This is a genomic window from Pseudomonas sp. MWU13-2517, assembly GCF_023242545.1.
Classification (GTDB): domain Bacteria; phylum Pseudomonadota; class Gammaproteobacteria; order Pseudomonadales; family Pseudomonadaceae; genus Aquipseudomonas.
Genome location: NZ_JALMFA010000016.1, coordinates 88,113 through 114,114, shown reverse-complemented (window position 1 = coordinate 114,114; position 26,002 = coordinate 88,113). Strand labels below are relative to the sequence as shown.

The 26,002-nt window shown below is 59.5% G+C and carries 28 protein-coding genes; 12 read left to right on the top strand and 16 right to left on the bottom strand.

From position 1 onward, the window contains the following. Positions 1–205: 205 nt before the first annotated feature. The 4 genes from M5B97_RS22520 (at position 206) to M5B97_RS22505 (ending at position 3,087) form a co-directional block, all read left to right on the top strand. The gene (locus M5B97_RS22520) at positions 206–922 is read left to right on the top strand and encodes a YafY family protein (RefSeq protein ID WP_123718782.1); all 717 of its coding nucleotides are present in this window, start codon (positions 206–208) and stop codon (positions 920–922) included. Positions 923–973: 51 nt separating this feature from the next. Beyond that, positions 974–1,309, top strand: coding sequence for a nuclear transport factor 2 family protein (locus M5B97_RS22515; RefSeq protein WP_123718783.1), 336 nt, complete (start codon positions 974–976; stop codon positions 1,307–1,309). Positions 1,310–1,324: 15 nt separating this feature from the next. Continuing rightward, entirely contained in the window at positions 1,325–2,431 is a 1,107-nt protein-coding gene (zapE, locus tag M5B97_RS22510; protein WP_248732692.1) for a cell division protein ZapE, read from the top strand. 164 nt (positions 2,432–2,595) lie between these two features. Further along, positions 2,596–3,087, top strand: coding sequence for a GNAT family N-acetyltransferase (locus M5B97_RS22505; protein WP_248732691.1), 492 nt, complete (start codon positions 2,596–2,598; stop codon positions 3,085–3,087). A gap of 101 nt (positions 3,088–3,188) precedes the next feature. On the opposite strand, the gene M5B97_RS22500 is transcribed toward M5B97_RS22505, so the two are convergent. The 3 genes from M5B97_RS22500 to M5B97_RS22490 form a co-directional block, all read right to left on the bottom strand. Continuing rightward, entirely contained in the window at positions 3,189–3,410 is a 222-nt protein-coding gene (locus M5B97_RS22500; RefSeq protein ID WP_248732690.1) for a hypothetical protein, read from the bottom strand. A gap of 160 nt (positions 3,411–3,570) precedes the next feature. Further along, complete coding sequence (locus tag M5B97_RS22495) at positions 3,571–5,313, bottom strand: phosphoethanolamine transferase CptA (RefSeq protein WP_134660823.1); 1,743 nt, start codon at positions 5,311–5,313, stop codon at positions 3,571–3,573. A gap of 160 nt (positions 5,314–5,473) precedes the next feature. Continuing rightward, positions 5,474–5,650, bottom strand: a complete 177-nt coding sequence (locus M5B97_RS22490) for a DUF6026 family protein (RefSeq protein ID WP_167659677.1) — start codon at positions 5,648–5,650, stop codon at positions 5,474–5,476. A 268-nt stretch (positions 5,651–5,918) separates the two neighbouring features. Here M5B97_RS22490 and gnd point away from each other — a divergent pair, with 268 nt between their 5' ends. From gnd to M5B97_RS22475, 3 genes are read left to right on the top strand one after another with little or no spacing between them, the layout of a single operon-like run. Continuing rightward, positions 5,919–6,902: a phosphogluconate dehydrogenase (NAD(+)-dependent, decarboxylating) gene (gene gnd, locus M5B97_RS22485; protein WP_248732689.1), complete on the top strand. Its 984-nt coding sequence runs from the start codon at positions 5,919–5,921 to the stop codon at positions 6,900–6,902. Continuing rightward, positions 6,899–8,422, top strand: a complete 1,524-nt coding sequence (gene zwf / locus M5B97_RS22480; RefSeq protein WP_248732688.1) for a glucose-6-phosphate dehydrogenase — start codon at positions 6,899–6,901, stop codon at positions 8,420–8,422. Before gnd ends, zwf begins: the two co-directional genes overlap by 4 nt. Further along, positions 8,419–9,243, top strand: a complete 825-nt coding sequence (locus M5B97_RS22475; RefSeq protein ID WP_248732687.1) for an HAD family hydrolase — start codon at positions 8,419–8,421, stop codon at positions 9,241–9,243. Before zwf ends, M5B97_RS22475 begins: the two co-directional genes overlap by 4 nt. A gap of 66 nt (positions 9,244–9,309) precedes the next feature. On the opposite strand, the gene M5B97_RS22470 is transcribed toward M5B97_RS22475, so the two are convergent. Then, the gene (locus tag M5B97_RS22470) at positions 9,310–9,570 is read right to left on the bottom strand and encodes a hypothetical protein (RefSeq protein WP_123718790.1); all 261 of its coding nucleotides are present in this window, start codon (positions 9,568–9,570) and stop codon (positions 9,310–9,312) included. A gap of 343 nt (positions 9,571–9,913) precedes the next feature. Here M5B97_RS22470 and M5B97_RS22465 point away from each other — a divergent pair, with 343 nt between their 5' ends. Next, positions 9,914–11,239, top strand: coding sequence for a sigma-54 dependent transcriptional regulator (locus M5B97_RS22465; protein WP_123718791.1), 1,326 nt, complete (start codon positions 9,914–9,916; stop codon positions 11,237–11,239). Positions 11,240–11,359: 120 nt separating this feature from the next. On the opposite strand, the gene M5B97_RS22460 is transcribed toward M5B97_RS22465, so the two are convergent. The 7 genes from M5B97_RS22460 to M5B97_RS22430 all read right to left on the bottom strand — a co-directional run bounded on the left by M5B97_RS22460 (position 11,360) and on the right by M5B97_RS22430 (position 17,368). Further along, on the bottom strand, positions 11,360–12,661 hold the full coding sequence (locus M5B97_RS22460) for an autotransporter outer membrane beta-barrel domain-containing protein (protein ID WP_123718792.1): 1,302 nt from the start codon (positions 12,659–12,661) through the stop codon (positions 11,360–11,362). A 49-nt stretch (positions 12,662–12,710) separates the two neighbouring features. Continuing rightward, complete coding sequence (locus tag M5B97_RS22455; RefSeq protein ID WP_248732686.1) at positions 12,711–13,454, bottom strand: hypothetical protein; 744 nt, start codon at positions 13,452–13,454, stop codon at positions 12,711–12,713. A 37-nt stretch (positions 13,455–13,491) separates the two neighbouring features. After that, positions 13,492–14,172, bottom strand: coding sequence for a C39 family peptidase (locus tag M5B97_RS22450; RefSeq protein ID WP_248732685.1), 681 nt, complete (start codon positions 14,170–14,172; stop codon positions 13,492–13,494). 61 nt (positions 14,173–14,233) lie between these two features. Beyond that, positions 14,234–14,980: a hypothetical protein gene (locus M5B97_RS22445; RefSeq protein ID WP_134660816.1), complete on the bottom strand. Its 747-nt coding sequence runs from the start codon at positions 14,978–14,980 to the stop codon at positions 14,234–14,236. Positions 14,981–15,047: 67 nt separating this feature from the next. Beyond that, entirely contained in the window at positions 15,048–15,599 is a 552-nt protein-coding gene (locus M5B97_RS22440; RefSeq protein ID WP_248732684.1) for an adhesin, read from the bottom strand. Further along, positions 15,599–16,024, bottom strand: coding sequence for a hypothetical protein (locus M5B97_RS22435; protein WP_248732729.1), 426 nt, complete (start codon positions 16,022–16,024; stop codon positions 15,599–15,601). The genes M5B97_RS22440 and M5B97_RS22435 overlap by 1 nt, the downstream gene beginning before the upstream one ends. Positions 16,025–16,366: 342 nt before the next feature. Beyond that, positions 16,367–17,368 (bottom strand): FecR family protein, encoded by a 1,002-nt coding sequence (locus M5B97_RS22430; RefSeq protein WP_248732683.1) that lies wholly within the window; start codon positions 17,366–17,368, stop codon positions 16,367–16,369. Between the two features lie 403 nt (positions 17,369–17,771). On the opposite strand from M5B97_RS22430, the gene M5B97_RS22425 reads away from it, so the two are divergent. Beyond that, positions 17,772–18,800: an Ldh family oxidoreductase gene (locus M5B97_RS22425; protein ID WP_123718798.1), complete on the top strand. Its 1,029-nt coding sequence runs from the start codon at positions 17,772–17,774 to the stop codon at positions 18,798–18,800. A 35-nt stretch (positions 18,801–18,835) separates the two neighbouring features. On the opposite strand, the gene M5B97_RS22420 is transcribed toward M5B97_RS22425, so the two are convergent. After that, complete coding sequence (locus tag M5B97_RS22420) at positions 18,836–19,156, bottom strand: DUF883 family protein (protein WP_123718799.1); 321 nt, start codon at positions 19,154–19,156, stop codon at positions 18,836–18,838. Between the two features lie 174 nt (positions 19,157–19,330). On the opposite strand from M5B97_RS22420, the gene M5B97_RS22415 reads away from it, so the two are divergent. Then, complete coding sequence (locus M5B97_RS22415; RefSeq protein ID WP_123718800.1) at positions 19,331–19,585, top strand: hypothetical protein; 255 nt, start codon at positions 19,331–19,333, stop codon at positions 19,583–19,585. Here the strand turns inward: M5B97_RS22415 and M5B97_RS22410 are convergent. Further along, positions 19,578–20,462 carry a LysR family transcriptional regulator gene (locus M5B97_RS22410; RefSeq protein WP_248732682.1) on the bottom strand — a complete coding sequence of 295 codons (885 nt, stop codon included), beginning with the start codon at positions 20,460–20,462 and terminating at the stop codon, positions 19,578–19,580. The genes M5B97_RS22415 and M5B97_RS22410 overlap by 8 nt on opposite strands. A gap of 184 nt (positions 20,463–20,646) precedes the next feature. Here M5B97_RS22410 and M5B97_RS22405 point away from each other — a divergent pair, with 184 nt between their 5' ends. Then, positions 20,647–21,573, top strand: a complete 927-nt coding sequence (locus tag M5B97_RS22405; protein WP_248732681.1) for a carbon-nitrogen hydrolase family protein — start codon at positions 20,647–20,649, stop codon at positions 21,571–21,573. 30 nt (positions 21,574–21,603) lie between these two features. Here M5B97_RS22405 and M5B97_RS22400 read toward each other — a convergent pair whose 3' ends face one another. The 3 genes from M5B97_RS22400 to M5B97_RS22390 are packed head-to-tail and all read right to left on the bottom strand — an operon-like array spanning position 21,604 to position 24,063. Continuing rightward, positions 21,604–22,155 carry a GNAT family N-acetyltransferase gene (locus M5B97_RS22400; RefSeq protein WP_248732680.1) on the bottom strand — a complete coding sequence of 184 codons (552 nt, stop codon included), beginning with the start codon at positions 22,153–22,155 and terminating at the stop codon, positions 21,604–21,606. A gap of 5 nt (positions 22,156–22,160) precedes the next feature. Beyond that, positions 22,161–22,622, bottom strand: coding sequence for an LEA type 2 family protein (locus tag M5B97_RS22395; RefSeq protein WP_134660809.1), 462 nt, complete (start codon positions 22,620–22,622; stop codon positions 22,161–22,163). Between the two features lie 13 nt (positions 22,623–22,635). Beyond that, positions 22,636–24,063 carry a nucleobase:cation symporter-2 family protein gene (locus tag M5B97_RS22390; RefSeq protein WP_134660808.1) on the bottom strand — a complete coding sequence of 476 codons (1,428 nt, stop codon included), beginning with the start codon at positions 24,061–24,063 and terminating at the stop codon, positions 22,636–22,638. 235 nt (positions 24,064–24,298) lie between these two features. On the opposite strand from M5B97_RS22390, the gene M5B97_RS22385 reads away from it, so the two are divergent. Then, positions 24,299–25,924, top strand: coding sequence for a methyl-accepting chemotaxis protein (locus tag M5B97_RS22385; RefSeq protein ID WP_248732679.1), 1,626 nt, complete (start codon positions 24,299–24,301; stop codon positions 25,922–25,924). Positions 25,925–26,002 lie beyond the last annotated feature (78 nt).

Genomic DNA, 26,002 nt, shown 5'->3' with positions numbered 1-26,002 from the left:
CAAGCTCCCTCGCCACAGGTACTTTTTAGCCTTTCTCCTTCTTAACTGACTGGCATTACCTGCACAGGTCTTTTTTTGCCTCGGATCACGGGTGGGTGAGGGCGCGAACAGAGGTCGATGGAAAAGAAGGGGCCCTCGACTGCTGACATTTTCTGACAGGGTTCCCTGCTAAGCTGCTTCACTTTTTCGCTTTTCAGGGGCCGCTATGTCGCGTACCACTCGTCTACTGACTTTGCTCCAGGCCCTGCGGGGCAGGAAACGCCCGGTGACCGCTGCGGTGCTGGCAGCGCAATTGGAAGTTTCGGAGCGCACGCTGTACCGCGATATCGCCGAATTGACGGCTTTGGGCGCGCCGATTTTTGGCGAGGCCGGGGTAGGGTATGTACTGCGCGCCGGGCTGTTTCTGCCGCCATTGATGCTCAATGCCGAAGAAACCGAAGCCATTGTGCTGGGCCTGCGTTATGTGGATCAACGCGGCGATGAGGTACTGAGCCGCGCCGCCGCCAACGCGCTGGCGAAAATCGCTGATGTACTCGACCCCGCCGCCCAGGAAGCGCTGCGCAACCCGACGCTATTACCTGGCCCGCCTGGCTTCGGCTATCCGGAAAACCGCGTCCCGCTCAATGTGTTTCGCGAAGCCATTCGCAACCAGGCCAAGTTGCATATCGACTACGCCGATGCCAGCCAGGCCCGGAGCCAGCGTCTGATCTGGCCGTTGGCGCTGGGTTTTCTCAATGAGGTGCGGGTCATTGTGGCGTGGTGTGAGTTGCGCGAGGCCTATCGTACGTTTCGTACCGACCGTGTGGCTGCCGCGGCGAGCCAGGGCGAGCGCTATCCGGGGCGGCGCAGTGACCTGCTGCGTGGCTGGCGCAGGCTGATGGAGCAGCAGGAATCCGCTCCCTTTACTCCTGACAAAAGCTGACACAAACCTGGCTTAGCATGGCGCCATAAATCACCAAAAAGGAGCTGCGCCATGTCCCTTCCTGAGTTGGCCCCGGCCATCGCGGCCTATATCGAGGCGGCCAATACTTACGATGCGTCGGTTGTTGCCCAGTGCTTTGCCGAGGATGCCAACGTATTCGATGAGGGCGAGCATCAGGTCGGCACTGCCGCCATTGCACGATGGATGGAGGACACCGGACGGCGTTACCAGCCCCGGGTCGAGGTGCTGAACGTGCAACACCGCACCGGCAAGGTGCTGGTCAGCAATGTGGTCCACGGCAATTTTCCCGGCAGCCCGCTGGAGCTGCGCTACACCTTTCGCCTGAACGAGCAGGGCAAGATTTCACGGTTGGACATCTCGCTGTAAGTCATACTGGAGCCCATGACTTTCGACTCGCCGCTCGCCGCTTACCAACACGCCATCAACCAGCAAGGCTTCGTACCCGACGACGCCCAGCGTCAGGCGGTGGACGCCTTGCAGGCCTGCCATGAAGCCTTGCACCACGGCCGCTTGCCTACCACCGGGGTTTACCTGTGGGGGCCGGTGGGCCGTGGCAAGACCTGGTTGATGGACCAGTTCTACCAGAGCCTGCAAGTGCCCGCACGGCGCCAGCATTTTCATCACTTCATGGGGTGGGTGCATCAACGCCTGTTCCAGCTCACCGGCATCCAAGATCCGCTGCAGGCATTGGCCCGCGAGTTAAGCCGCGAAGTGCGTGTGCTGTGTTTTGATGAGCTGTTCGTCAATGATATTGGCGATGCGATCATCCTCGGCCGCCTGTTCCAAGTGATGTTCGAGGAGGGGGTGGTGATGGTCTGCACGTCCAATCAGCCGCCGGACCAACTGTACGCCGATGGCTTCAATCGCGAGCGCTTCCTGCCGGGCATCGAGGCGATCAAGCGGCATATGCGGGTAGTGGCGGTGGACGGCGTTGAAGACCACCGTTTGCATCCTGGGGTTGGCCTGCAGCGCTATTGGGTCAATCAGCCGGAGGCCCTCGCCGCGTTGTTCAAGCAATTGAGCGAAGGGCAGGGCGTATCCGACGGGCCGATCAGCGTGGGTCACCGAACGCTCGCGGCGGTGCAGGTCAGTGACACCGTGTTGTGGTGCCTTTATGCCGATCTGTGCGAGCAACCGCTGTCGGCGATGGACTTCATGCTGCTGTGCGATCGCTTCAAAGCCATTCTGCTGGGTGAAGTTCCCAGCCTGAGTGCGCAGACACGGCCAGGCCAGATAGCCCGTGGCACTGAGGACGGGGTGCAGCGTGTCGAAGCCGGTGATCGCGAATTACCGGCACTGTCGGTTCACGATGACAGCGTGCGGCGCTTCATTGCGTTGGTGGATGAATGCTACGACCGCAAGGTACCGCTGTTTATCGAGGCGCAGGTGCCGCTGGACCACCTTTACACCGAAGGCTACCTGGCGTTCGCGTTCCGGCGCACCTTGAGCCGCTTGCAGGAAATGCAGTTGCAGCGTTTTGGCGCCTGAGAAAAATCTCCGTAAAGGGCGAATGGCACGTTTTTGATGCGCTCAACCTTCGTGCTTTCTGCCGTGCATTTGTAGTTAATCTCCTTCATCTACGTCCGCCCCACGCTTACAATCTTCCCCCTCAAAGGGAATCGGTTCCCTTGTTGTCGTGATCGAGGAAGGAAATGGACACCCCAGACATCCTGGTGCTGCAAGCAAGCTACACGAACCCCGTGCATGCCGAAGCCATTGGCCAAGTGCTTAATCATTACGCGCAGGACCCGATGGGCGGAGGCCAGGCATTGCCGGCCGACCTGTTGGAACAACTGCCTGCCGAATTGGCCAAGCGTCCCCATGCATTCAGTGTGCTGGCGTTTGTCGGAGGTGAGCCGGCGGGGTTGGTCAATTGCTTTGAAGGGTTCTCGACCTTCGCCTGCCGCCCGCTGGTCAACGTCCACGACGTTGTGGTGATGGGCCCGTTCCGTGGCTTGGGGTTGAGTCAGAAAATGCTGCAGAAGGTTGAGGAGATCGCGCGTCAGCGGGGTTGCTGCAAGATCACCCTTGAAGTGCTGGAGGGTAACGCCGTGGCGCAATCGGCGTACCGCAAGTTTGGTTTCGAGGATTCGATCTTTGATCCGGCCCATGGCCGCATGTTGTTCTGGAAGAAGTCGCTTTAATAAAAAACGCCTATAAAAAAGGCGCCATTGAATGGCGCCAAGTTAACCTTTGCCAAAGGAGCGAAATGGCACAGGGTCATGCGGATTAAGTCAGTGTTAAGTTAACCCTTCGGAAGTTGCTCCGAACTTTTCTGTTCGACGGTAGAACTTTTTTCGGTCTTGCCGTCGGCCAAGGCAGTCTGTTCGGCCGTACCATGGGTTTGTTGCTGGGTGAAGCTGAAGTCGTTGTAGAACGCTTTCGAGCGCTCTGCACCGCCTTCTGCAAAGGCGGCAGCAGAAGTCAGGGTCATCAGGCCGGCAAGCATCAAAGTTGAAAGTTTCATGGTGGTATTCCCATTAAGAGTGATAGGTGTCCAGTCGTTCCGTGATCAGATTCATGGCGCGACTATAGGGCTATCTTATTAAGTGGGAATTAACGCGTAGGTACCCCGAAGTTAACGTTTTTGTTAACTTCGGGAGGGCTGAGAATAATCAGGTCAATGATTATTTAGTTGCTACGCCGGCAGCATCCGGGTTCTTTGGCTTGAGCAGGCTGAAATCAATCAGGCTCTTTTGCTGACGTGCATAAGGGTCGCCAATCAAGCGTGGTCGCGGCTTGAAGCTGTCGTTGACCAGGCTTTTGCTGCGGTCCCACTCATCGAAACTCAGCCCGGCCAGGTCGGCCCAGGTGTGAATCAACTGCGAGCTGCTGTACGGGCGCTGCAGGTCTGCGGCGAAACTCCAGTCGTGGGTTTCACGCCATTTGGGCGAGGCGTACGCCATGAACGGAATGGTGTACATCGGCGCTGTCGGCTTGCCTTCGTTGCGCCCCAACGTGCTGTGGCCGGCCGAATCGTAGACGTCTTCGCCGTGGTCCGAGAGGTACAGCAGGAAGCCGTTGGGATCGGTCTTGGCGTAGTCCTTGATCAGGCTGGATACCACGAAGTCGTTGTACAGCACGGCGTTGTCGTAGCTGTTGTAGATCGGCAGTTGTTCATCGCTGATGCCGTCGGGTACGCCCTGGCGATCGGTGAATTTCTCGAAGGTCTGCGGGTAGCGGTACTGGTAGCTCATGTGGGTACCCAACAGATGCACCACGATGAACTTGCGCTCGGCGGTATCCGCCAGGGCCTTGGAGAACGGTTCCAGCACGTCGCCGTCGTACTGCCGGGCGTTCTGGTTACGGTTGTTGTTCAGGTATACCTGTTCATCGGCCTGTTCGGAAAAGGTCGTGAGCATGGTGTTGCGCTTGGTCATGGTCTGCTGGTTGGTGATCCAGAAGGTCTTGTAGCCGGCCTGTTTCATCACGCTGACGATTGACGGCGTCTTGAGGTAAAGGTCCGGGTTTTCTTCGTCGGCGAAGGTCAGCACCTGTTGCAGCGCTTCGATGGTGTAGGGGCGCGGGGTGATGACGTTATCGAACACGGCCAGTTGGTCACGCAGCTTGTCCAGCTCCGGCGTGGTGTTACGCGGGTAACCGTAGAGGCTCATGCGCTGGCGGTTGGTGGACTCGCCGATGACCAGGACCAGGGTAGACGGCTGGCCGGCCATGGTGTCCTTGAGGTTTTTCAACGGCGGGATCTGGCTGGCACTGGTCAGCATGCCTTGCATGTTGTTCAGTTGCTCGGTGTAGCGGCGGTAGGCAACGATCATCTGCCACGGCACGGCCGGCTCGATGCGGGTCTCGAATCGCTCGATGGCTTGTTCCCGGGTGTCGCTGGTGGCGAACTGCTTGACCAGTGGGTAACCGACAACGGCTACGACGATGGCGACGGCCGCCAGTATCGACTGGCCACGAGGCAGGTAGACCGGGCGCAGGCGCGTCCACAGGAAAACCGCCATGGCGGTATGGGCGATGAACGCCAATATGATCCACCAGGCAAAGTACTGGGTGGCATATTCGCCGGCTTCAGAAATGTTCGACTCGAACATGATGAAGATGACGCTCTGCGAGAATTCCTGCTGGTAGATGAAGAAATAACCCAGGCTGGCCATGGAGCACGCCCACAGCACCACACCGATCAAGGCGGCGAGCAGGCGCGTGCGGCGCGGGAACAGCAGCATGGGCGCCAACCACAGCGCGCTCATGAAGAACGCTTGCCGGAAACCACTGAAGCCGGAAGTGCCGGTCAGTTGGATCAGTAGTTGGGTGATACCCGAGAAATACCAGAAAAACAGAAACAGCCAACCAAGGCCGGCCCAATCAAAGCCTTTCGCAGTCGTCGTGCTGCGTTTGAACATCGCCATCCAGCGCCCCATCAGTCATCAATGATTGCCGCACATAGGTGCACGGCATCAGGCCGCTCGGTAAGTGAGCGGCATCACGGATCGGAAGTATCGGGACAGGTATGTGAAAACTTCGTGAGTTTTGCGTAAGGATTGCCTTACGACGCTTTGCGTACAGGGCTCAGCAGATCGCAGGCTTGGTGGCCGATGGCTGATCCAGTTGGGCTTGCAGGTGCGAGCGCAGGCGCAGGACCTCTTGCTGCAACTGATCACGTTCGTCTTTGAGCTGGCGCAGTTCATCACGACGAATGGTGACGTAGAGGGTTTGCGGCGGTCTGGTCATCTGTACTGTGCTCATTGCTTACCTCGCAAATAGCCGGTAGATCGCGGTGCCGGAGTGCTCGGTAGAGGTTCTCGGCAACAGTCGGTAGCAAGTTTGAATTCTTTTTTGGATCAAGGGAACTTTTTTATTTTTGACGGTCGTGTGACTTTTGGCGGGGTGATGTTGAAACGATGGCAAATTTTTTGTCATGAAACTACACGGATCTGCTCAGGACTAATCCTCATTAGCCTCATTGCGCTATAAACTATGTCACACATTTTTTAGTAGTTAGGAGCATCAGCACATGCAACTGGGGATTATCGGACTAGGCCGCATGGGCGGTAACATTGCGCGGCGCCTGATGCTCAATGGGCATACCACCGTTGTATACGACCGTAACGAAGCATTCGTCAAAGGCTTGAGCGAGGAGGGCGCCACCGGCGTTGCCGACCTCAAGGCCCTGGTTGCCGGGCTGCAGAAACCGCGCACCGTCTGGGTCATGCTGCCGGCAGGCGCACCCACCGAAGACACCATCAACGAGTTGAGCACGCTGCTGGAAGACGGTGACGCAATCATCGACGGCGGCAACACCAACTATAAGGACGATGTGCGTCGCGCCAAGGCCTTGGCCGAAAAAGGCCTGCATTACGTCGACGTCGGCACTTCCGGCGGTGTCTGGGGCCTGGAACGCGGTTATTGCATGATGATCGGTGGCGACGCCGAGACCGTGCAGCGCCTTGACCCTATCTTCAAGAGCCTGGCCCCGGGGCTGGGCAGCATCCCGCGCACAAAGGACCGCGCTGCCGGTGCCGATCCGCGCGCCGAACAGGGCTACATCCACGCCGGTCCCGCGGGCTCCGGCCACTTCGTCAAGATGATTCATAACGGCATCGAGTACGGCATGATGCAGGCGTTCGCCGAAGGTTTTGACATCCTCAAGACCAAGAATTCGGAGAATCTGCCGGAAGACCAGCGTTTCGACCTCAACGTCGCCGACATCGCCGAAGTGTGGCGCCGTGGCAGCGTGGTGTCGTCGTGGTTGCTGGACCTGACCGCCGACGCGCTGGCCACCGACCCGAAACTCGACGGTTACTCCGGCTCCGTAGCCGACAGCGGCGAAGGTCGCTGGACCATCGAAGCCGCCATGGAACAGGCGGTACCGGTGCCGGTGCTGTCCACTTCGTTGTTCGCACGTTTCCGTTCGCGCCAGCAGAGCACTTACGGTGACAAAATGCTGTCTGCCATGCGCTTCGGCTTTGGCGGTCACGTGGAGACTTCCAAAAAATGACCGCCAACGGCAAGAAACCCAAGGCCGAACCCGCTCCGCCCACCACGCTGTTTCTGTTTGGTGCCCATGGTGATCTTGTAAAGCGCCTGCTGATGCCGGCGCTGTACAACCTCAGGCGCGATGGGCTGCTGGGCGATGGCCTGCGTATTGTCGGCGTTGATCACAACGCCATCAGTGACGTGGACTTCGCCAAGAAGCTCGAGGATTTTATTCGTACCGAGGCGTCGAGCAAGGTCCGGGGCAATGCTGGAAACGCATTGGACCCTGAGCTGTGGGCGCAGTTGGCCAAAGGTATCAGCTACGTCGAGGGCGACTTCCTCGACGACGCTACCTACGCCGATATCGGCAAGAAGATCGCCGACAGTGGCACCGGTAATGCGGTGTTTTACCTGGCCACCGCACCGCGTTTTTTCAGTGAGGTGGTGGAGCGCCTTGGCAACGCCGGGCTGCTCAACGAAACGGATGACGCCTTCCGGCGTGTGGTCATCGAAAAACCATTCGGCTCCGACCTGGCCACTGCCGAAGCGCTCAATGCGTGCCTGCTCAAGGTGATGAGCGAGAAGCAGATTTATCGCATCGACCATTACCTGGGCAAGGAAACGGTGCAGAACATCCTGATCAGCCGTTTCTCCAACGTGCTGTTCGAGGCTTTCTGGAACAACCACTACATCGACCACGTGCAAATCACTGCCGCCGAAACGGTCGGCGTGGAAACCCGGGGTAATTTCTTCGAGAAAACCGGCACCCTGCGCGACATGGTGCCCAACCACCTGTTCCAGTTGCTGGCAATGGTGGCCATGGAGCCGCCGGCGGCGTTTGGCGCCGACGCGGTACGCGGAGAGAAGGCCAAGGTAGTCGGTGCCATTCGGCCCTGGTCCCTGGAAGAGGCCCGGGCCAACTCCGTGCGCGGCCAGTACACCGCCGGAGAGATCGGCGGCAAGTCGTTGCCCGGCTACCGCGAAGAAGCCAATGTCGCACCCGACAGCAGCACCGAGACGTTCGTCGCCCTCAAGGTGATGATCGACAACTGGCGTTGGGTCGGCGTGCCGTTCTACCTGCGTACCGGCAAGCGCATGAGCATCCGCGACACCGAGATCGTGATCTGCTTCAAGCATGCGCCCTATGCGCAGTTTCGCGACACGGAGGTGGACGAACTCAACCCCACTTACCTGAAAATCCAGATCCAGCCCAACGAAGGCATGTGGTTCGACCTGTTGGCCAAAAAGCCTGGGCCGACTCTGGAAATGGCCAATATCGAACTGGGCTTCGACTACAAGGACTTCTTCGAAATGCAGCCGTCGACGGGTTATGAAACCCTGATCTACGACTGCATGACCGGCGACCAGACCCTGTTCCAGCGTGCCGATAACATCGAGAATGGCTGGCGCGCCGTGCAGCCGTTCCTGGATGCGTGGAAGGAGGATGACGGCATCCAGGTCTACAAGGCCGGTGAAGATGGTCCGGCAGCCGCTGATGCCTTGCTGGCCCGCGATGGCCGTACCTGGCACTTTCTCGGATGAATGAGGCAGCGATTCACCCAATCCGATTCGTCTTGAGTGATATGGACGGGACGCTCTTGCACCCCGATCATCGGCCCAGCCAACGCACGCTTGATTCGGTGCGCGCCCTGCGCGACGCCGGCGTGCTCTTCAGCCTGGCCAGCGGGCGGCCGCCCAAGGCCATGTTGCACATGATCGAAGCCTTCGGGATCGATGTGCCGGTAGCCGGCTTCAATGGCGGCACACTGATCAACCCGGACGGTAGCATCCTGGTTGCCCACCACCTGCCGGCCGAGGCGGCGTTGGTGGCGTTGGCGCTGTTTTCCGGCGAGCCGGACGTCGAGGTCTGGGTGTTTGCCGACGGTGACTGGCTGCGTCGCGACGCACCGGGGCCGATGGAACAGCGTGAGGCCGATGGTCTTGGCTATGGCCCGAAAGTGGTGGAGAGCTTCGAGCCGTATCTTGATCGGGTCGACAAGATTGTCGCTGCAAGCCAGAACACGCAGTTGCTGGTGGAACTGGAAGCGCGGTTGCAACCCAAAGTGCAGGGTCTGGCCCAGGTCTCGCGTTCGCAACCGGTCTATCTGGATGTGACGGCGATGTTGGCCAATAAAGGCGAAGCCTTGAAGACGCTGGCGGCGCACCTTGGGGTACCGCTGGAGCAGACAGCCGCCATCGGCGATGGCGGCAATGACCCGGCGATGTTTCATGTGGCGGGTTTTTCGATTGCCATGGGCCAGGCGGAAGAAACCGTCAAGCGCCAGGCCGATGTCGTCACCGGCAGCAATGTCGAGGATGGCGCGGCGCAAGCGTTTGAGCGCTTTATTCTCGCGCCGCGATAAACTCTCTAAGTTCCAATGCGCAACTTGCGGTCACTGCTTACAGTGACCGCAAGTTAGTGCATCGACTTACTTCGGCATTGCCCAGGACTGCAACTGATAGCCATCTTTGTCGAGTTCGGCGCGGGCCTTCAACAACAAGTCTTCCAATTGTGCCGGGTCGGTATAGGTGCTCGACGACAGCTGTTTGCTGCCGATACGGGTATTGGTGCGGTCAATGACGCTCAGGCTGAGGGCACCATTGCCATCATGCCAGGCTACGCACTGGAAGGGCTGGAAGGCACGGTCTGCGATCAAAAGAGCTTCGTTGATGCGGAGCGGGGCGTTCATGGGGATCTTCTCTCTAAATGCCCATTCAAGTGAAATGCCGTCGGTTGGGCTGACCGTGCGGCGGGTTACTTGTACTGATGCACGATGGCTGGGTATGGGTCACATCTTAAAACAAGAAATTTCAACTTTTCGTGATTAGCGTCATGTAAGCGGCTGTTTTGAAAGCTGAATGAAAGTGTGCAAGCGCCAGACTTTTTCGCATGCGGTGAGGAAGTGGCTTTTTGCCGCGTACTTATAGCGAAACGGTACAAAGCAAGCGTCAAAATCTTGCTAGGGTTATCAGCAGCCAACACAAACTGTTGTTTCTGAATAACTTTAATAATTTTGGCGTCAGGGGATAGTCATGGTTGTTACACCTGTCCAGCGCCGCTTGCTCGTGGTTGACCCCTGTGACGATTGCCACGGGCTATTGCCCGGTTTGCGTAGCGCCGGGTGGGAGGTAGACAGTTGCGGCCTGGAAGCCGTAGGCGAGCGATCCTGCGACGTCGGCCTGTTGCGTTTGCAGCCCTGCCATCTGGAGCGTCCGGAGTCGGTCAAGGAGTTGATCAGTCGCAGCGGCACCGAATGGATCGCCGTGCTCAGCCAGGATGTACTGCGCCTGCAAAACGTCGGTGACTTTGTGTGTGAATGGTTTTTCGACTTTCATACCTTGCCGTTCGATGTTTCCCGGGTGCAAGTGACCCTGGGCCGTGCCTTTGGTATGGCGCGCCTGCGCGGCAAATGCCATGCGCGGGTCGACGAGCCCGAGCATGAACTGCTGGGCGACAGCCGGCCGATCCGGGAACTGCGCAAGCTGCTGGCCAAACTGGCGCCCACCGAGTCACCGGTATTGATTCGCGGTGAAAGTGGTACGGGTAAAGAGTTGGTGGCCAAGACCCTGCATCGTCAGTCCCAGCGCCATGCCAAACCTTTTGTCGCGATCAATTGCGGTGCCATTCCCGAACACTTGATCCAGTCCGAGCTGTTTGGTCACGAAAAAGGCGCGTTTACCGGTGCCCATCAACGTAAGGTCGGGCGGATCGAAGCAGCCCACGGCGGTACGCTGTTCCTCGATGAGATCGGTGACCTGCCCATGGAGTTGCAGGCCAACCTGTTGCGTTTCCTGCAGGAGAAGCAGATCGAGCGTGTCGGTGGCAGCCAGCCTATCCCGGTGGATGTGCGGGTACTGGCGGCGACGCATGTCGACCTGGAAGCTGCCGTCGCAAAGGGTACGTTTCGTGAAGACTTGTATTACCGGCTCAATGTCCTGCAGGTGGTGACCGCGCCTTTGCGTGAGCGTCATGGCGATGTAGGGAAGCTGGCCAACCATTTCTCGCATTTCTACAGCCAGGAGACCGGGCGTCGTCCGCGCAGTTTCAGTGAGGATGCGTTGGTCGCCATGGGTGAACACCTGTGGCCGGGCAACGTGCGGGAGCTGGCCAACCGCGTACGACGCGGCCTGGTGCTGGCCGAGGGGCGACAGATCGAAGCTGTCGATCTGGGCTTGCAGAGCCGGCAGGCAATCGAGCCGGTGATGGCTACACTGGAAGATTATAAGCACCGTGCCGAACGCCAGGCTCTGTGCGATGTGCTCAACCGGCACAGCGACAACCTGAGTGTCGCAGCCCGCGTGCTGGGCGTGTCCAGGCCGACGTTCTACCGGTTGCTGCACAAACACCAGATCCGCTAGGGCGGGTAAACCGAAAAGCCCCGCAACGACCCTTATCGTTGCGGGGCTTTTCCTTGTGGGGCGAGCGGGCTTGTCACACCGTCGCGCCGCCTGCGCCGGGCTGCAAGGCAGCCCGTTGGGTCAGAAGTAATACGGGAACTTCAGACTGAAGCTGAACGACGGCGCATCCGGGGTGATCCCGATGGCCAGGTTCGGCACGATGGTCAGGTTGTCGGAGGCCGCGATGGTCATGCCCACGTTGAAGTAACCGGCGTTGGCATCACTGGAGACCACCGATTGCCAGTCGCCGCCATCCGGCTTGAGTTTGCTCTTGCGCTGCACCAGGTCGGAGACCGAGAACGACATACTCATCTTCTCGTTGAGCGCGAAGGCTACGCCGGCGCCGAGCTGGAAGCTGTCGCCCAGACGCACCTTGCCGCCCACCTTCTGGTTGATGTCACTGCTGATATCGTCAAACGAGTCTTCGAAGTTGTGGGTGTAGGACAGCGAGCCAAACAACACTGCCGGGTCGAAGGTCTTGACCAGGGAAATACCGGGGGTGATCGACCACACACCGTTACCCGTTGGCAGGCTTTCAGGCAGGTAGAGGTTGTCGTTGTTGGGTTGCTTGACCAGCTTGATGCCAAACGGATCTTTACCCGTAGGTGCCTTGACCCGCAAAGAAACCACCGCGTCCGGCAGGGAAGGGGTTTCGTCGAGGAATTTGTACGCCACACCGAAATTCACGTCGCCAAGCGTTGGATTGCGGGTGACTGAAGCTTCCGATGTCGCGGTGGCATCGTTGCCGGCACCGCTCGACTGGTAGGTCGAGTCGCGGTACACCACCGGCGCGTTGACGTCGAACTGCCAGCGGTTATCCAGGTTGTAGCGCCCGGTCAGGTCAAGGGTCCAGCTATCGGACTTGATCCGGTCTAGGTTGATATTGCCAAGGAAGATCGAATCCAGCGCCAGGAAGCCGTTAAGGGTCAACTGACGCGCGTCGTAACGGGCATAGGTGATGCCGGTTTCAACGCTGAACTTGCCGTTTCCGAAAAAGCCGCTGGCTTCGTTATACAGGTTGCTCACACTTTGCGCGGGGGCTGAGTCGTCCTTGAGGGACTGCCCGTAGGAACTGCCGCCGCCTCCCGCACCTCCCGACGCCGCTGCAGCGCCTGTTCCCGCGACAGCCGTGCCGCCTTTCTTGAAGTCGGCGGGCGATTTGGCCAGGCGTCGAGGCGCGGGTGTGGCCGGCTGGTCTTCGACCTGGCGCACACGCTGCTCCAGCACCGCGAGGGCTTTTTGCTGCACGTCGTAGCGCTGCTTGAGCTCGAGGAGTTCCTGTTTGAGTGTTTCGATATCGGTATCTGGCGCAGCGTACAACATGGATGCGGGCAGTAATGTACTCAAACAGACCACCGCGCGTAGCGATAACGATCGTTGCATGAAATCAGCCGTCCTTTTCTAATGCGAAAGTGCCGAGGGTCAGCGTAGTTCAATAACCGAGATTGCGTAGGCCTTTGAGTTGATCCAGGTTGCAGTTCAACGCGCGGTTGTTCAATCCGTTGTTCATCACGACATTGAGCTGGGTCATGTTGTTGACGAAGTTGGTATTGCCGGTCAATACCGTACCTTGCAACACATTCCCGCCGCCGATCTGCTGCAGGCTGTTGCCCTGGTTATGATTGGCCTGGATCGCCATCTGCAATCCGCCGTTGTTGGCTGACACACTCACGCGGCCTGCCGCGCTGTCGCCGGTGACCGTACCGCCGGCGACCAGTACTTGCCCTGATTGCACCGCATTGGAAGGGGCGAAACCGTTCTGGCTGATGTTGATGCCTACATCGTTGTAGGCGGTGTTGCCATCCCCGGCCGTGCGCACGCTCTGGGTCACGCCCTGGCCGCTGCCGAGTCCGGAGCCGCCCACCACATTACCGTTGCCGGTGTTCTGGTTGGTTCCGGTACCCGTGGAGCCGGTCGTCTGCACATAGAACTGCGGGGTGATGGTGGTTTTGTCGATCTGCATGCTGGCCTTGCCGGTAATGCTGTCGCCCACAGCGTTGGTCCAGGTGCTGCTCATGACAATGCCGAAGCTGATGATTCGCCCCGGCATCACGTAACGGCCGCGCAGGTCGGCCATTTCCGAATCCTTGAGTTCGATCGGTTTGAACCCCGACGACGCATAAGCAGGCATTGAGGCTGCCAGACACAAGACGGTCAGCCAGCGGGAAGTGTTCATCTTCTGCTCCTGGAGCGTCCTGCTCCTTATTGCGCTTCTAGAAGAAGTCGCTCTGGATAAAACCGAAGTCCATCAGCTCGGCATCGCCCACAGGCTTGAACTCATTCATCAGGTTCCTGGCGGTCAGTGGTGCGGGCGGGCTGAGCAAGACATTAGTCTTGTCGTAACCCTCACCCAGCACGGCGAATACGATGCCATTCCAGCCCTTGACGAAGTCGTCTTTCGAATAGCGCTTATGGCCCAGCACCGGGTCGCCGACATACACCCAGTCCTTGTCGGCGCGCTGCATCACCACAAAGTGCTTGTAGCCTCGGATTTCCAACAACACCACCACGGGGATTTTTACGGTCACCAGCGTCTCTGGCGCAATTTTGTAGCCTCGGGCACGCATGCCGATGCTTTCGAGATAGCGCTTCATGTCCAGCATGGAGAAGCCCTGGGTACGTACCAGTTCCTGGTCGGCGGTCACCAGCATGCCTTTGATGATGTGTTCTTCATCGACGTCCAGCCAATAGGCCTGGCGCAGGATGGTGGCGAGTGCCGCGGCACCGCAGCTGAAATCGGTTTTCTGTTCCACCAGGTTGGCGAAGCGCCGCTCACGGATACTCTCGACCTTCTTGAAGATGACTGTACCGCCAGGCATGGCGGAGATCGCCATGGTGCCTGCCCATGTGGGGCCGGCCAGCAGCATCAGGAGGGTGAGGGTCGCGAGGCGCATGATCGTATGACCTGTCGGACACTGGAATAAAAAAGGGCCTTGTTGCCAAGGCCCCGTTGGATCAGAAGCGCACGCCGCTGGCGCAGACGCTGCAACCCTGGCCGATCGACAGGCTGTTGCTGCCTTGGTTGCCGGCGCCGGATTGCAGGTTCACACCTACGTTACCGGAGTTGTGGTTAACCGAGTTGTCGAGGCTGGAGTTGTTGGACACGTATTGAGCCTTGCTGCCCCAGCCATAGCCGTGACTGGTAGCGGCGGTGTTGAGGAAGGTGTTGTTGAGCGAGTTTTGCTCGGTGTTGGAGGCTGCCGCGATGTTTTTGCCATCGGAGGTGGTAATAGCCAGGTTGTTTTTACCCTGGTTGCCTTGACCGGCCTGACCGTTGTAACCCACGTTGCCGGAGTTATTGTTCACCGAGTTATCCAGCGACGCATTGTTTTGCGTGCCTTTGTTGGTGAAGGTGTTGTGCTGGCTGCCTTGGTCCACGTCGATCACTGCAAACACAGTTGCGAAGTCGCCTTTGGCACTGGAGATAGCACCGGCGTTGTCCGCCTGGTTGCCCGAGCCAGCCTGCGCGTTTACCCCAACGTTACCGCTGTTGTTAGTGACCGAGCCATCGGCAGAAGCATTGTTCTCGGTTTTGGTATCGTTGAATTTGTTGTGGTCACTTTTTTGTACATCTGTCACGACGGAGGCAACAGTACCGGTTGGTTGAGGCGCTGGATGCCAGCCACCCCCTGCTTGAGCTGCGGCAGCCATGAGTGCGGCGAGAGCGAAAACCATTGGTTTCAGAGCCATTTGAGGTTTCATGGTGTTTCTCCTTGCTTCTAATTAGTTGGTTAAGTGTTGGTACGGTCTGACGTGTGCTACCAAGCGTTTACTTGATAGTGATGCCCAGGGTGTTAGCCACTCGGTTCCCCACCCCGGCACTCTGGTTCACCTGAATCACTCCTCGGCTGCCGGTGAAGGCCTGGTCGCTTGTCACGACCTGGCGGCTGCCAGTGGTGGGGGTGAGCCCTGAGTCGGTTGCCAGCGTCGTTGTGTTCTGTTGCAACAAGACGCTGTCGTCGATGCTGAGCGGGCCAGGGTTTACGCTGATCCGCACGGCATTGACTGATTGGTTATTGGCCCCGGCCGACTGGTTGATGCCCAGTACACCGTTGCCGTTGCTGAAAGAGGTACCCTGGATCGCCGCCTTGGCGTTCAGGGAAGGGTCGACGCTGCCATCCATTCGCTGGATGTTGAGGGTGGTGGCCTGACCGCCCAGGGTAACGGCGCGGTTGTTGGCCATCTGTTGCTGGTTGCCTGCGGCCTGGTTGATCGACAGATTGCCGCCGTATGCCTGCCCGCTGTCGTTGACCAGCGCGGTGTTGTCGGCCATGGCCGAAGCGCTGCCCAATAGGGCCAGGATCACCAGGGAACGGTTCATCATTTGCCCCCCATCATGCTGCCGATGTTGTTCAGGGGCGCCATGCCGCGTTGGATCGAGTCACTGATCTGCCCACCCATGCTGCTGCCTGCACCATGGCCGGCGGCTGAGCCGGCACTCAAGGTCGACATGCCGTTCTGGGTGGCCTGCAAGTTGTTCAAATTGCTGCTGGATTGAACGGCTTGCACGATGCTCGAGCCGCTGCTGATACCGCCAATCGCCGCATCACTGAGTTCGCCGGTGGCGCCTATGACGTCACGGCTTGGATTGGCGTTGGCAGTGGTGGGGTAGGGGTCGGGACCGAAGGAGGGGCGCCCGTACATATGACCCTGTACGTCACGGCCTGTCACGATAACGCCGTCGCCTGCATAGCTCGGAACGCTGAGGCCGACACTGAGTGCACAGCTGATCAGCAGCATGTTCATCGAAACTTGAGTGCGAGTAGCCACGGCGGCATTCCTTATTCTTGGCGCTGACCCTAAACAGCGCTGTAAGAGGTAGAGCAGGAGGTGTGCCGCTTTTTATTTATTGTTTTTATTCAACGAGATAGGTTTTTTTCAGGGCGAAGTGATGGCCAAGGTGTTTCATCGCTGAGACAGTTGCCATTCCATGGGATATGCCGGGGCCCAAAGTAAGGTTGTCTCAGCGATGAAACACTGCGCATGACAAAACGATGAATCCGCCAGGGGCGGGCCATCCAGCGCAGGTGGGTGTTTCAAAAATGGACACTGCAGGCGCGAAGAAGGGTGCTTCGGCAGCTGGAAGGCTCAGCCCTTGGGCGTTTTACGCGGGATGGAGTTGAGTACGGGATTGCCATCCAGGTTCTGGGTCAGGTAGACCGGCAGTACTTTCGGCAGGGAGGGGATGAGGTTGCTGACCTCATTGATGTTGTAGATGCCGCCGATACGAATGGTCCCGGTACTGGCGTCTGCCAGCATCACCGGTTTTTCCAGGTAACGGTTGATCAAGGGCAACGCATCGGCGAGGGCCAGGTTGTCGAGGATCAGCTTGCCCTGGCGCCAGGCCAAGGCGTTATCGTCGGGGGCAATCGCCTTCACGCGCGGTGTCGCGTCGCCGGGTTGGTAGCTGGCCTGCATGCCGGGCGTCAGCGGCACGCTGCCGTGCACCTTGTCGCTGGAAATCTGTACCGAGCCTTCAAGCAGCATCACCCGCACTTGGTCTTCATATTTCCAGACGTTGAATTGAGTGCCGGTGACCCGCACCTGGCCTTCGCCGGCGCGCACGATAAACGGATGTTCGCGGTCATGGCTGACGTTGAAGAAGGCCTCGCCTTTTTTCAGCGTGACCCGACGCTGGTCCTTATAGTTGCTGTAGGTCAACTCTGTTCCCAGGTTGAGTTCCACCTGGCTGCCATCGCTCAGGGTGACCTGCCGCAACCCGTGGGTGGCGTCATAGCGTTCATAAGCGTTCGGCAACCAGCCCGCTTCCCAGCCGGTAAAGGCGACCAAGGGCAACGCAAGCAGGCTGATGGCTGCCGCAACCGCGTAAGTGCGCAAACGGCTGTGGGGCTTGGACGCCACCGGCACTACGACGGCGGTGGGTTCATTGCGCGGCAGGTGATCGGCAACGTCCCAGATCTCCAGCATTGCCGCGTATTCAAAAGCGTGCAGAGGGTGGGCGTCGTGCCATTGTGCAAAAGCCTCACGTTCAGCCTTCGTGCAATCGCTGGCGTGCAAACGCATGCACCACTGCGCAGCCGCATCGGTTATGGCGTCATATTCGGCTTCTGAGAGGGACTTTTCGGTCATTAACTCATCCTGATTTCGTACATTCTAACCTCCGTAACAGGGCAACGAGAACTGCCATCATGGCGATTGCACGTCAACTGCGACTGGTTCTCGTTTGATAAACAACTGCTGTGTCAGGTTGAAGCCTTGTGGCGAGGGAGCTTGCTCCCGTGGCGGCCTATGTGCCGACCAGTATGTTGGAATGGACTGTGTACACATCCATCGCTGAGGCAACGGCGGCTAAGATCAAAAGCAAGATCAAAAACACAGCAAACACGCATCAGGGCCGTCATTTGTGTAGACACCTATGCTTCTGAAGGTACCGAAAAACGCAGGTTGACAGTGGGCTTGCCCCGCGGTGTTTAATCGTCGGCCTGGATACCCAGTCTTGTCGCCCCTTCCAATCATAAAATCGGAGCTTCAGATGTCTCAGGTCCATGAGCGGGCGTTGGCCCGCATCGGTTTTGCCGAGCTGGTGGCGTTGCTGCATCGGGTTTTCGTTCTGCACGGTACATCACCGCAGGTCGCGGCGACCCTGGCACGCAACTGCGCGAGCGCCGAGCGCGATGGTGCCCACAGTCACGGCATTTTCCGTATACCCGGCTATGTCAGTACCCTGGCCAGCGGCTGGGTGGATGGCAAGGCCGAACCGGTTGTGACGGACGTCGCCTCGGGCTTTGTGCGCGTGGACGCCGGCAATGGTTTTGCCCAACCGGCCCTGGAGGCCGCCCGCCCGTTGCTGGTGGAAAAAGCCCGTAGCGCCGGGATTGCACTGTTGGCCATTCATAACTCCCATCACTTTGCCGCCTTGTGGCCGGACGTCGAGCCGTTCGCCGAAGAGGGCCTGGTGGCGTTGAGCGTGGTCAACAGCATGACCTGCGTGGTGCCCCATGGTGCCGACCGTCCATTGTTCGGCACCAACCCCATCGCCTTCGCTGCGCCGCGTGCCGATGGCTTGCCTATTGTGTTTGACCTGGCGACCAGTGCCATCGCCCACGGCGACGTACAGATCGCCGCCCGCAAGGGGGAGCGCCTGCCACCGGGTATGGGCGTGGACAGCCTGGGGCAGCCGACCCAAGACCCGAAGGCGGTGTTGGAGGGGGGCGCGTTGCTGCCCTTTGGCGGGCACAAGGGCTCGGCATTGTCGATGATGGTGGAGCTGCTGGCGGCGGCCTTGACCGGGGGCAATTTTTCTTTCGAATTCAATTGGGCCGACCATCCAGGGGCACGTACGCCTTGGACTGGGCAGTTGCTGATAGTGATCGACCCGAGCAAGACCGCGGGCCAGAGCTTCGCCGAGCGCAGCCAGGAGTTGGTGCGACAGATGCATGCGGTAGGGCTGCGGCGGTTGCCTGGGGATCGACGTCATCGCACACGGCAGCGGTCAGACGAGCAGGGCATCGAGGTGGACGCTGAGGAGTTGGCACGCCTGCGAGAGCTGGTCGGCCAATAAAAAGGCTGCGCCATGTCTGGCGCAGCCTGTTCCGATCAGTTGCGGCGACCCAGCAACAGGCCGACCACCAGGCCGAAGCCTGCGGAAATCGCTACGGTCTGCCATGGGTGGCCACCGATGTAGGTTTCGGTGGCATCGACCACTGGCTTGCTGCGTTCGCGCACGTTGGACACCGAGTCCAGGGCTTGTTTGAGTTTGATGGCAACCTGCTCACGCAGGGTTTCACCTTCTTCACCGACGAGGGAGGCGCTGCTTTTGAGCAGTTTGTCCGACTCCTCGATCAGCGCGGTCAATTCGCTGAAGGCTTGATCCTTGATTTGGTCTTCGACGGCTTGGGCAGTGGTTTTGCGGGCCATTGGGTGACTCCTTGCAAGTGAATGTGACAGAAAACAGGCAGTGAACAATGGAGTATCGGGCCGTGGCAAAAGTTGCAGTTTTTTTGCGCCTGGGCCGTTAAGGGGCAAATCCGGATCGGGAAGTTTCGACCTACAGTGTAAGATGTCGTCTATTTGTGCAGCAGGTAATTCAACATGAGCTTCAATCTCGCCAACAAGACCCTCGCCGAACGCGCCGAGCTGGAAGATGAAAAGTCCCGACTTTACGAGCTGTGGCAAACCAACCTCGGCAAAGCCAAAGGTGAAGCCGCGCGGCTGTTCGGCGAGCGTGCCAAGCGCAAGGGCAAGTGGGCCGAATGGGTCCGGGCAGAACTCGACGGTATGTCGCCGCCGGAGTTTTCCAACATGGTGCGCAGTGAAGTCAACAAGCTGATGGCGGCGCCTAAATAAAACACGCCACAATCGCTTCACGCACCTTCAGCAACATCGGATCGAGTTGGGCCTGGGTGCGCCAGCCCAACTCCACCGGATAGCGCGGCAGCGCCAGCGGGCAAGGCAGTACGCGCAAGCCTGTCATGCGGGCGATGGCCTCGGCGGCATGCCCGGGAATGGTTGCCACAGCCTGGCTGCCCTTTAGCAAGTAGGGCAGCGCGGCAAAGTGGCTGGTGGACGCGCACACCTGGCGGCTCAACCCCTGTGCCGCCAACCCTTCATCGGTAATCCCGATAAACCCGCCCGACGACACCAGCACATGCTCGCGTGTGACGAACTCATCCAGGCCGATGCTGGTCTGGTCCGAGTCCACCAGGCAGCGGTAATCGCCTTCTCCCACGACTTGACGGCTCAGCCTCCCTTGAGCAAAGCCACCGGCGGTGATCGCCAGGTCCAGGGTGCGCTCGAGCAGGGCGGCAGCAACAATCTGGCTATGGGTCTGACGGAAAATCACCCGCAGTTTCGGTGCACGCTGTGCGATTGCCTCCATGAACTGGCGGCCATAGGCAATCTCGAAATCATCGGACAAGCCCACCACCACCGAGCGTCCCTGATACTGCTGGTTGTCCGGGTCGACCATTGCCAGGCTCTGGCGACACCGGTCCAGCGCTTCACTGATCACCGGTTTCAATTGATTGGCCCGTAGCGTCGGCGCCAGGCCACGCCCGGTGCGCACGAACAATGGGTCGCCATACACCTCGCGCAGACGCCGCAGACCCGCGCTGATGGCCGATTGCGTGACACCCAGGCGCAAGGCCGCGCGGCTGGCGCTGGACTCGTCATGCAGGGCTTCGAAGGTTTTCAGCAGGTTGAGGTCGACCTGGGTGATATTCATATGGCTCATATCATTTAGTGCTGGAGTGGGCTTTATTCATGATCGAGGCTGACGCGAGAATGGGCAACCCCTGATGCCAGTCAGTTAAGCGTCAGTGCCGTCTGTAGGAGCGAGCAAGCTCGCGCCTACAAAAAACTTTAACTGACCGGCATTAGGGCAACCCCTCTCATTCGGAGTAAACGGAATGCCTGTTTCTATCGTCGCAGCTTTGCAAATTGGCTCCTTGCCGGGCGGCAAGGCCGACACCCTGGCGCACATCCTCGGCTATGAGGACGCCATCAAACGCAGTGGCGCGCAATTGGTGGTCATGCCTGAAGCGTTGCTCGGCGGCTACCCCAAAGGTGAAGGTTTCGGCACGCAACTGGGTTATCGCCTGCCGGAAGGGCGAGAAGCCTTTGCCCGTTACTTCGCCAACGCCATCGATGTGCCAGGTACCGAGACCGAGGCGTTGGCCGGGCTGTCGACGCGCACCGGGGCCAGCCTGGTGCTCGGCGTGATCGAGCGCAGTGGCAGCACGTTGTATTGCACCGTGCTGTATTTCGAACCGGCGGGCGGCCTGGTCGCCAAGCACCGCAAACTGATGCCTACCGGCACCGAGCGGCTGATCTGGGGCAAGGGCGACGGTTCCACCTTGCCGGTGATCGACACGGCCGTCGGGCGCATCGGCGGCGCCGTGTGCTGGGAAAACATGATGCCGCTGCTGCGCACGGCGATGTACGCCAAGGGCGTCGAAGTGTGGTGTGCGCCGACCGTGGATGAGCGCGAGATGTGGCAAGTGAGCATGCGTCATGTGGCCCATGAGGGGCGCTGTTTCGTGGTGAGTGCCTGCCAGGTACAGGCATCGCCCGAGGCGTTGGGGGTGGAGATTGCCAACTGGCCTTCAGACCGTCCGTTGATCGCGGGAGGCAGTGTGATCGTCGGGCCAATGGGCGACATCCTCGCCGGGCCGCTGTTGGGGGAAGCGGGGCTGTTGACGGCGCAGATCGATACTGACGATTTGGTCCGTGCCAGGTATGACTACGACGTGGTTGGGCATTACGCCAGGCCTGATGTGTTTGAGTTGCGTGTGGATGAGCGCGAAAAGCCTGGTGTGCGTTTCATTACAGATTGAAACGCAATGGGAAAAGTAGGCGCGGAGTCTTCAGCGTTGGGTCGATTGGGATTTCAGCCATTCTTCACGGGTCATCTCCCAGATGTCCCGTGGGAAAATGCCTTCGACAAACCGCCCTTCATCCGTGCGGATCAAGCGCATGCCCGTGCGTTCGGAAATCCGCCGTGACCCCAGATTGGACGAGGCCTTGGGCACCCGCATCACCGGGCGCTGGAGTACGCCGAACCAATAATCGGTGACCGCCGCACTGGCTTCGGTCATCAAGCCCCGGCCTTGCCAAGAAGGCCCCAGCCAAAATCCACGGTTGTTATCGTCTTCGTCCATCAAGCTGACATTACCAATCAGCTGGTCGGGCGCGGTTTTCAGACGAATCGACCAATGCCATTCCTCGCCACGCGCCATGGCGGGCAGGGCGATTTGTTCCAGATAAGTTCGGGCGCCGTCTGCCGGGTAGGGCCATGGCACCAGCGCGTTGAGGTAACGCACCACTTCCCAATGGGGAAATTGCTGCTGGATGGCGTCGGCATCGTCCAGGGTCAGCGGGAGAAGGATCAGGCGGTCGGTGAGCAGGATCGGCTGCATAACATTTACCAGGTCGCCGTATTCGGCAAATCCAACGTGCCGCGTTCCACAAACCGCATGGTGCCGAACACTCCACCCGCCAGCTTGCCGCGCAGCACGTAGGGCAGGTTGTTCAAGCTTTGGGTCTGGCTCAGGCCCAGGGTCTGGCGCAACACGGAAAATGCCGAAACACTCACCGGCACCATCAGTACGGTCTCGGAAAAGCGGGGGACGGAGCCCGCCTGGTCGCTCACGCCCGACGCCAGCGGCCGGCCATTGACGTCCAGGTCCAGGGCGATGCCGCTGTAGTCGATTGCCGTTTCATTGGGGTTCTGCACCCGCAGCTTTACGGCGAAACGCACTTCCAGGTCCTGGCTTTGCAGGGGCTCGATGCCCACCACTGTGATGTTGACCGGGTCACGGTTGGGGAACAGCGCGCAGGCGCTCAAGGTCAGCAGCAGTAACGATAGAACCATGAGCTTGCGCATCTGAAAGTTGCTCCTATTGCGTAACGTCCGGGTCTTGCATGACTTTGAGGGTAGAAGACTCCGGATCGAATTCGTCTTCTTCCAGCTCTATGAACTCTTCGGGCAGGAAAATGTTCAGCACAATCGCACAAAATGCCCCCACGGTGATCGGCGATTCAAAGATGTTGTGCAGCGCCTTGGGCAGGTCGCGCAACACTTCCGGCACCGCCGCGACGCCCAGGCCCATGCCCAGGGAGATTGCCACGATCAGCACATTGCGTCGGTGCAGCCCGGCTTCGGCGAGGATCTTGATCCCGGCCACGGCCACGGTGCCGAACATTATCAGGGTCGCGCCGCCGAGGACCGGCTTGGGCATCAGTTGCAATACCGCTCCGATCACTGGGAACAGCCCGAGCAACACCAACAGGCCGGCGATAAAGTACGCCACGTAGCGGCTGGCCACGCCGGTAAGTTGGATCACGCCGTTGTTCTGGGCGAAGGTCACCATCGGCAGGCTGTTGAAGGTGGCGGCCATGGCTGAGTTGAGGCCATCGGCCAGCAGGCCGGACTTGATGCGCTTGATGTACAGCGGGCCCTTGACCGGCTGTTGGGAGATCATCGAGTTGGCCGTCAGGTCACCGGCGGCTTCAAGCGGCGAAATAAGAAAGATCACGGCCACTGGGATAAACGCCACCCAGTCGAACGAAAAACCGTATTTGAACGGCACCGGTACGCTGATCATCGGCACCTGGGGCAGGGCGGCCATGTCCACGCGGCCCATCCACCACGCCACGGCAAAGCCCAGGGTCAGGCCGATCACAATCGAACCCAGGCGCAGGAATGGGTTGCTGAAGCGGTTGAGTATCACGATAGTCAGCAGCACCAGCGCCGCCAGCCCCATGTTGCCTGCCGCGCCCAGGTCGCTGGAACCAAAGCCGCCGGCCATGTCGGTGACTGCGACCTTGATCAGTGACAACCCCATCAGGGTAATGATGGTACCGGTGACCACCGGGGTTATCAGTTTGCGCAGTTTGCCGATGAACTGGCTGAGTACCACTTCGATAAAAGCTGCAAAAAAACAGATGCCGAAGATTGTCGAGAGAATTTCATCGGTGCCGCCGCCACGCGCCTTGACCATGAAGCCGGCGCTGAGAATCACGCTGATAAACGAAAAGCTGGTGCCCTGCAGGCATAACAGGCCGGAGCCCACCGGGCCGAACTTGCGCGCCTGCACAAAAGTGCCCAGCCCCGATACGAACAGCGCCATGCTCACCAGGTAGGGCACTTCGCTTTCCAGGCCCAGCACGCCGCCGACAATCAGGGTAGGGGTGATGATGCCGACGAAACTGGCGAGCACGTGCTGCAACGCGGCAAACATCGCCGCAGTGAAGTGCGGGCGGTCTTCCAGGCCGTAGATCAGGTCGGATTTATAGCGAGGGCGAGGGGTTTTAGTGTCAGACAAAATTCGAGCCCGTCGGGGAAAAGGGGCGCGCAGGATGCCAGAAAGTACCGGCTGTCAAAAGTGTGTAAAAAATTTTCGAAACATCCTGCATTAAATCATCAAGCCTGCCGATAGCCTGGGAAGGCCCACCTTCCAATAACAACCGTGGTGCCCAAAGCTCGGTTGGCGCGTTGACGCCGACTGATCGTGTCGCGGCATGGATGCGCGCTAACACTAATTCTCGAGAGTTCCCCCTATGTCCCTTCGTAATCTGAATATTGCCCCTCGTGCTTTTCTCGGTTTTGCGTTTATTGCGTTGCTGGTCGTGATTCTTGGCGTGTTTGCGGTCAACCGCATGACCCAGATCCGTCAGGCCTCGCTGGACATGGGGACCAACCAACTGCCCAGTGTCAGGTATCTCGGCAACGTGACCGAGAACGTCCTGCGCTTGCGCATTCTCTCGTTCCGTATCCTGGTCAACCGTGAGCCGGCGGCTCTGGAAGAAGCCAAGACCCGCGTGGCCGCGTTGGTCGACAAGGCCAAACAGGCCCAGACAGCCTACGCGGCCATGCCGGCCGGTCCGGAAGAGGCGGCCTTGTATAAGACCTTCGCCGCCACCTTCGACACGTATCTCGCCGCCCAGGCCGAGATGATGTCGCTGTCCCAGCAGAATAAAGTCGAGGAGATGCGCACGTTGATCAATACGCGTATCAAGGACGGCACCGACCTGATGGGCGAGCAGTTGAACAAGCTGATCGCGATCAACAGCGCTGACGCGGAACGCGCTGGGCGCGATGCCGAGAGCAGCTATCAGATGGCTGTGACCGGGATCATCATTGTCGCCGTGGTGGCGGCGCTGATGACGGTATTGCTGGCTTGGCTGCTGACCCGCAGCATCGTTGCGCCATTGCGCAAAGCCGTAGACATGGCTGAAACCATCGCCGGCGGCAATCTGACCAAGACCGTTTCCGATGACGGTACCGATGAGCCGGCGCGCTTGCTCAGTGCGTTGTCAACCATGCAAGCCAACCTGCGTCAGACGATTCAACATATCGCCGGCTCCGCCACGCAGTTGGCGTCCGCTGCCGAAGAGCTGAGTGCGGTCACCGAGGAAGCGTCACGGGGCGTGCAACAACAAAACAATGAAATCGATCAGGCCGCCACGGCCGTCAACGAGATGACCGCCGCCGTGGAAGAGGTGGCGCGTAACGCCGTGTCGACTTCCGAAGCGTCCGGCCAGTCCAACCAGGCTGCCCGTGAAGGCCGCGACCGTGTGGTAGAAACGGTCGGCGCCATCCAGACCATGACCCAGGACGTACAAAACACCGCCGTGCTGATCGAGGGCCTGGCTTCCCAGGGCCGTGATATCGGCAAAGTACTCGACGTGATCCGCGCGATTGCCGAGCAGACCAACCTGCTGGCCCTCAACGCCGCCATTGAAGCCGCCCGCGCCGGTGAAGCCGGACGCGGTTTTGCGGTGGTCGCCGATGAAGTGCGGGCACTGGCCCACCGCACCGCGCAGTCGACTCAAGAAATCGAAAAAATGGTCGCCGGCATCCAGAGCGGCACCGGTGAAGCCGTACAGTCGATGCAACAGAGCAACCAGCGTACCCAGGCCACCCTGGAAATGGCCCGCGCCGCGGGTGTGGCGCTGGAGCAAATCACCCAATCCATCAGCCTGATCAACGAGCGCAACCTGGTGATTGCCAGTGCCTCGGAAGAACAAGCCCAGGTGTCCCGCGAGGTGGACCGCAACCTGGTCAACATTCGCGACCTGGCGACCCGGTCGGCGGCGGGGGCCGACCAGACCAGCGCAGCCAGCCATGAGCTGTCGCGTCTGGCGGTGGATTTGAACGCGATGGTGGGCAGGTTCGTTATCTGACCATTGGCAACGCAGTCAACCCAGGGGGCTCCCGATAGTCATGTGTCAGCCACGGATGAGCTGGCCCGCTGTCGGGAG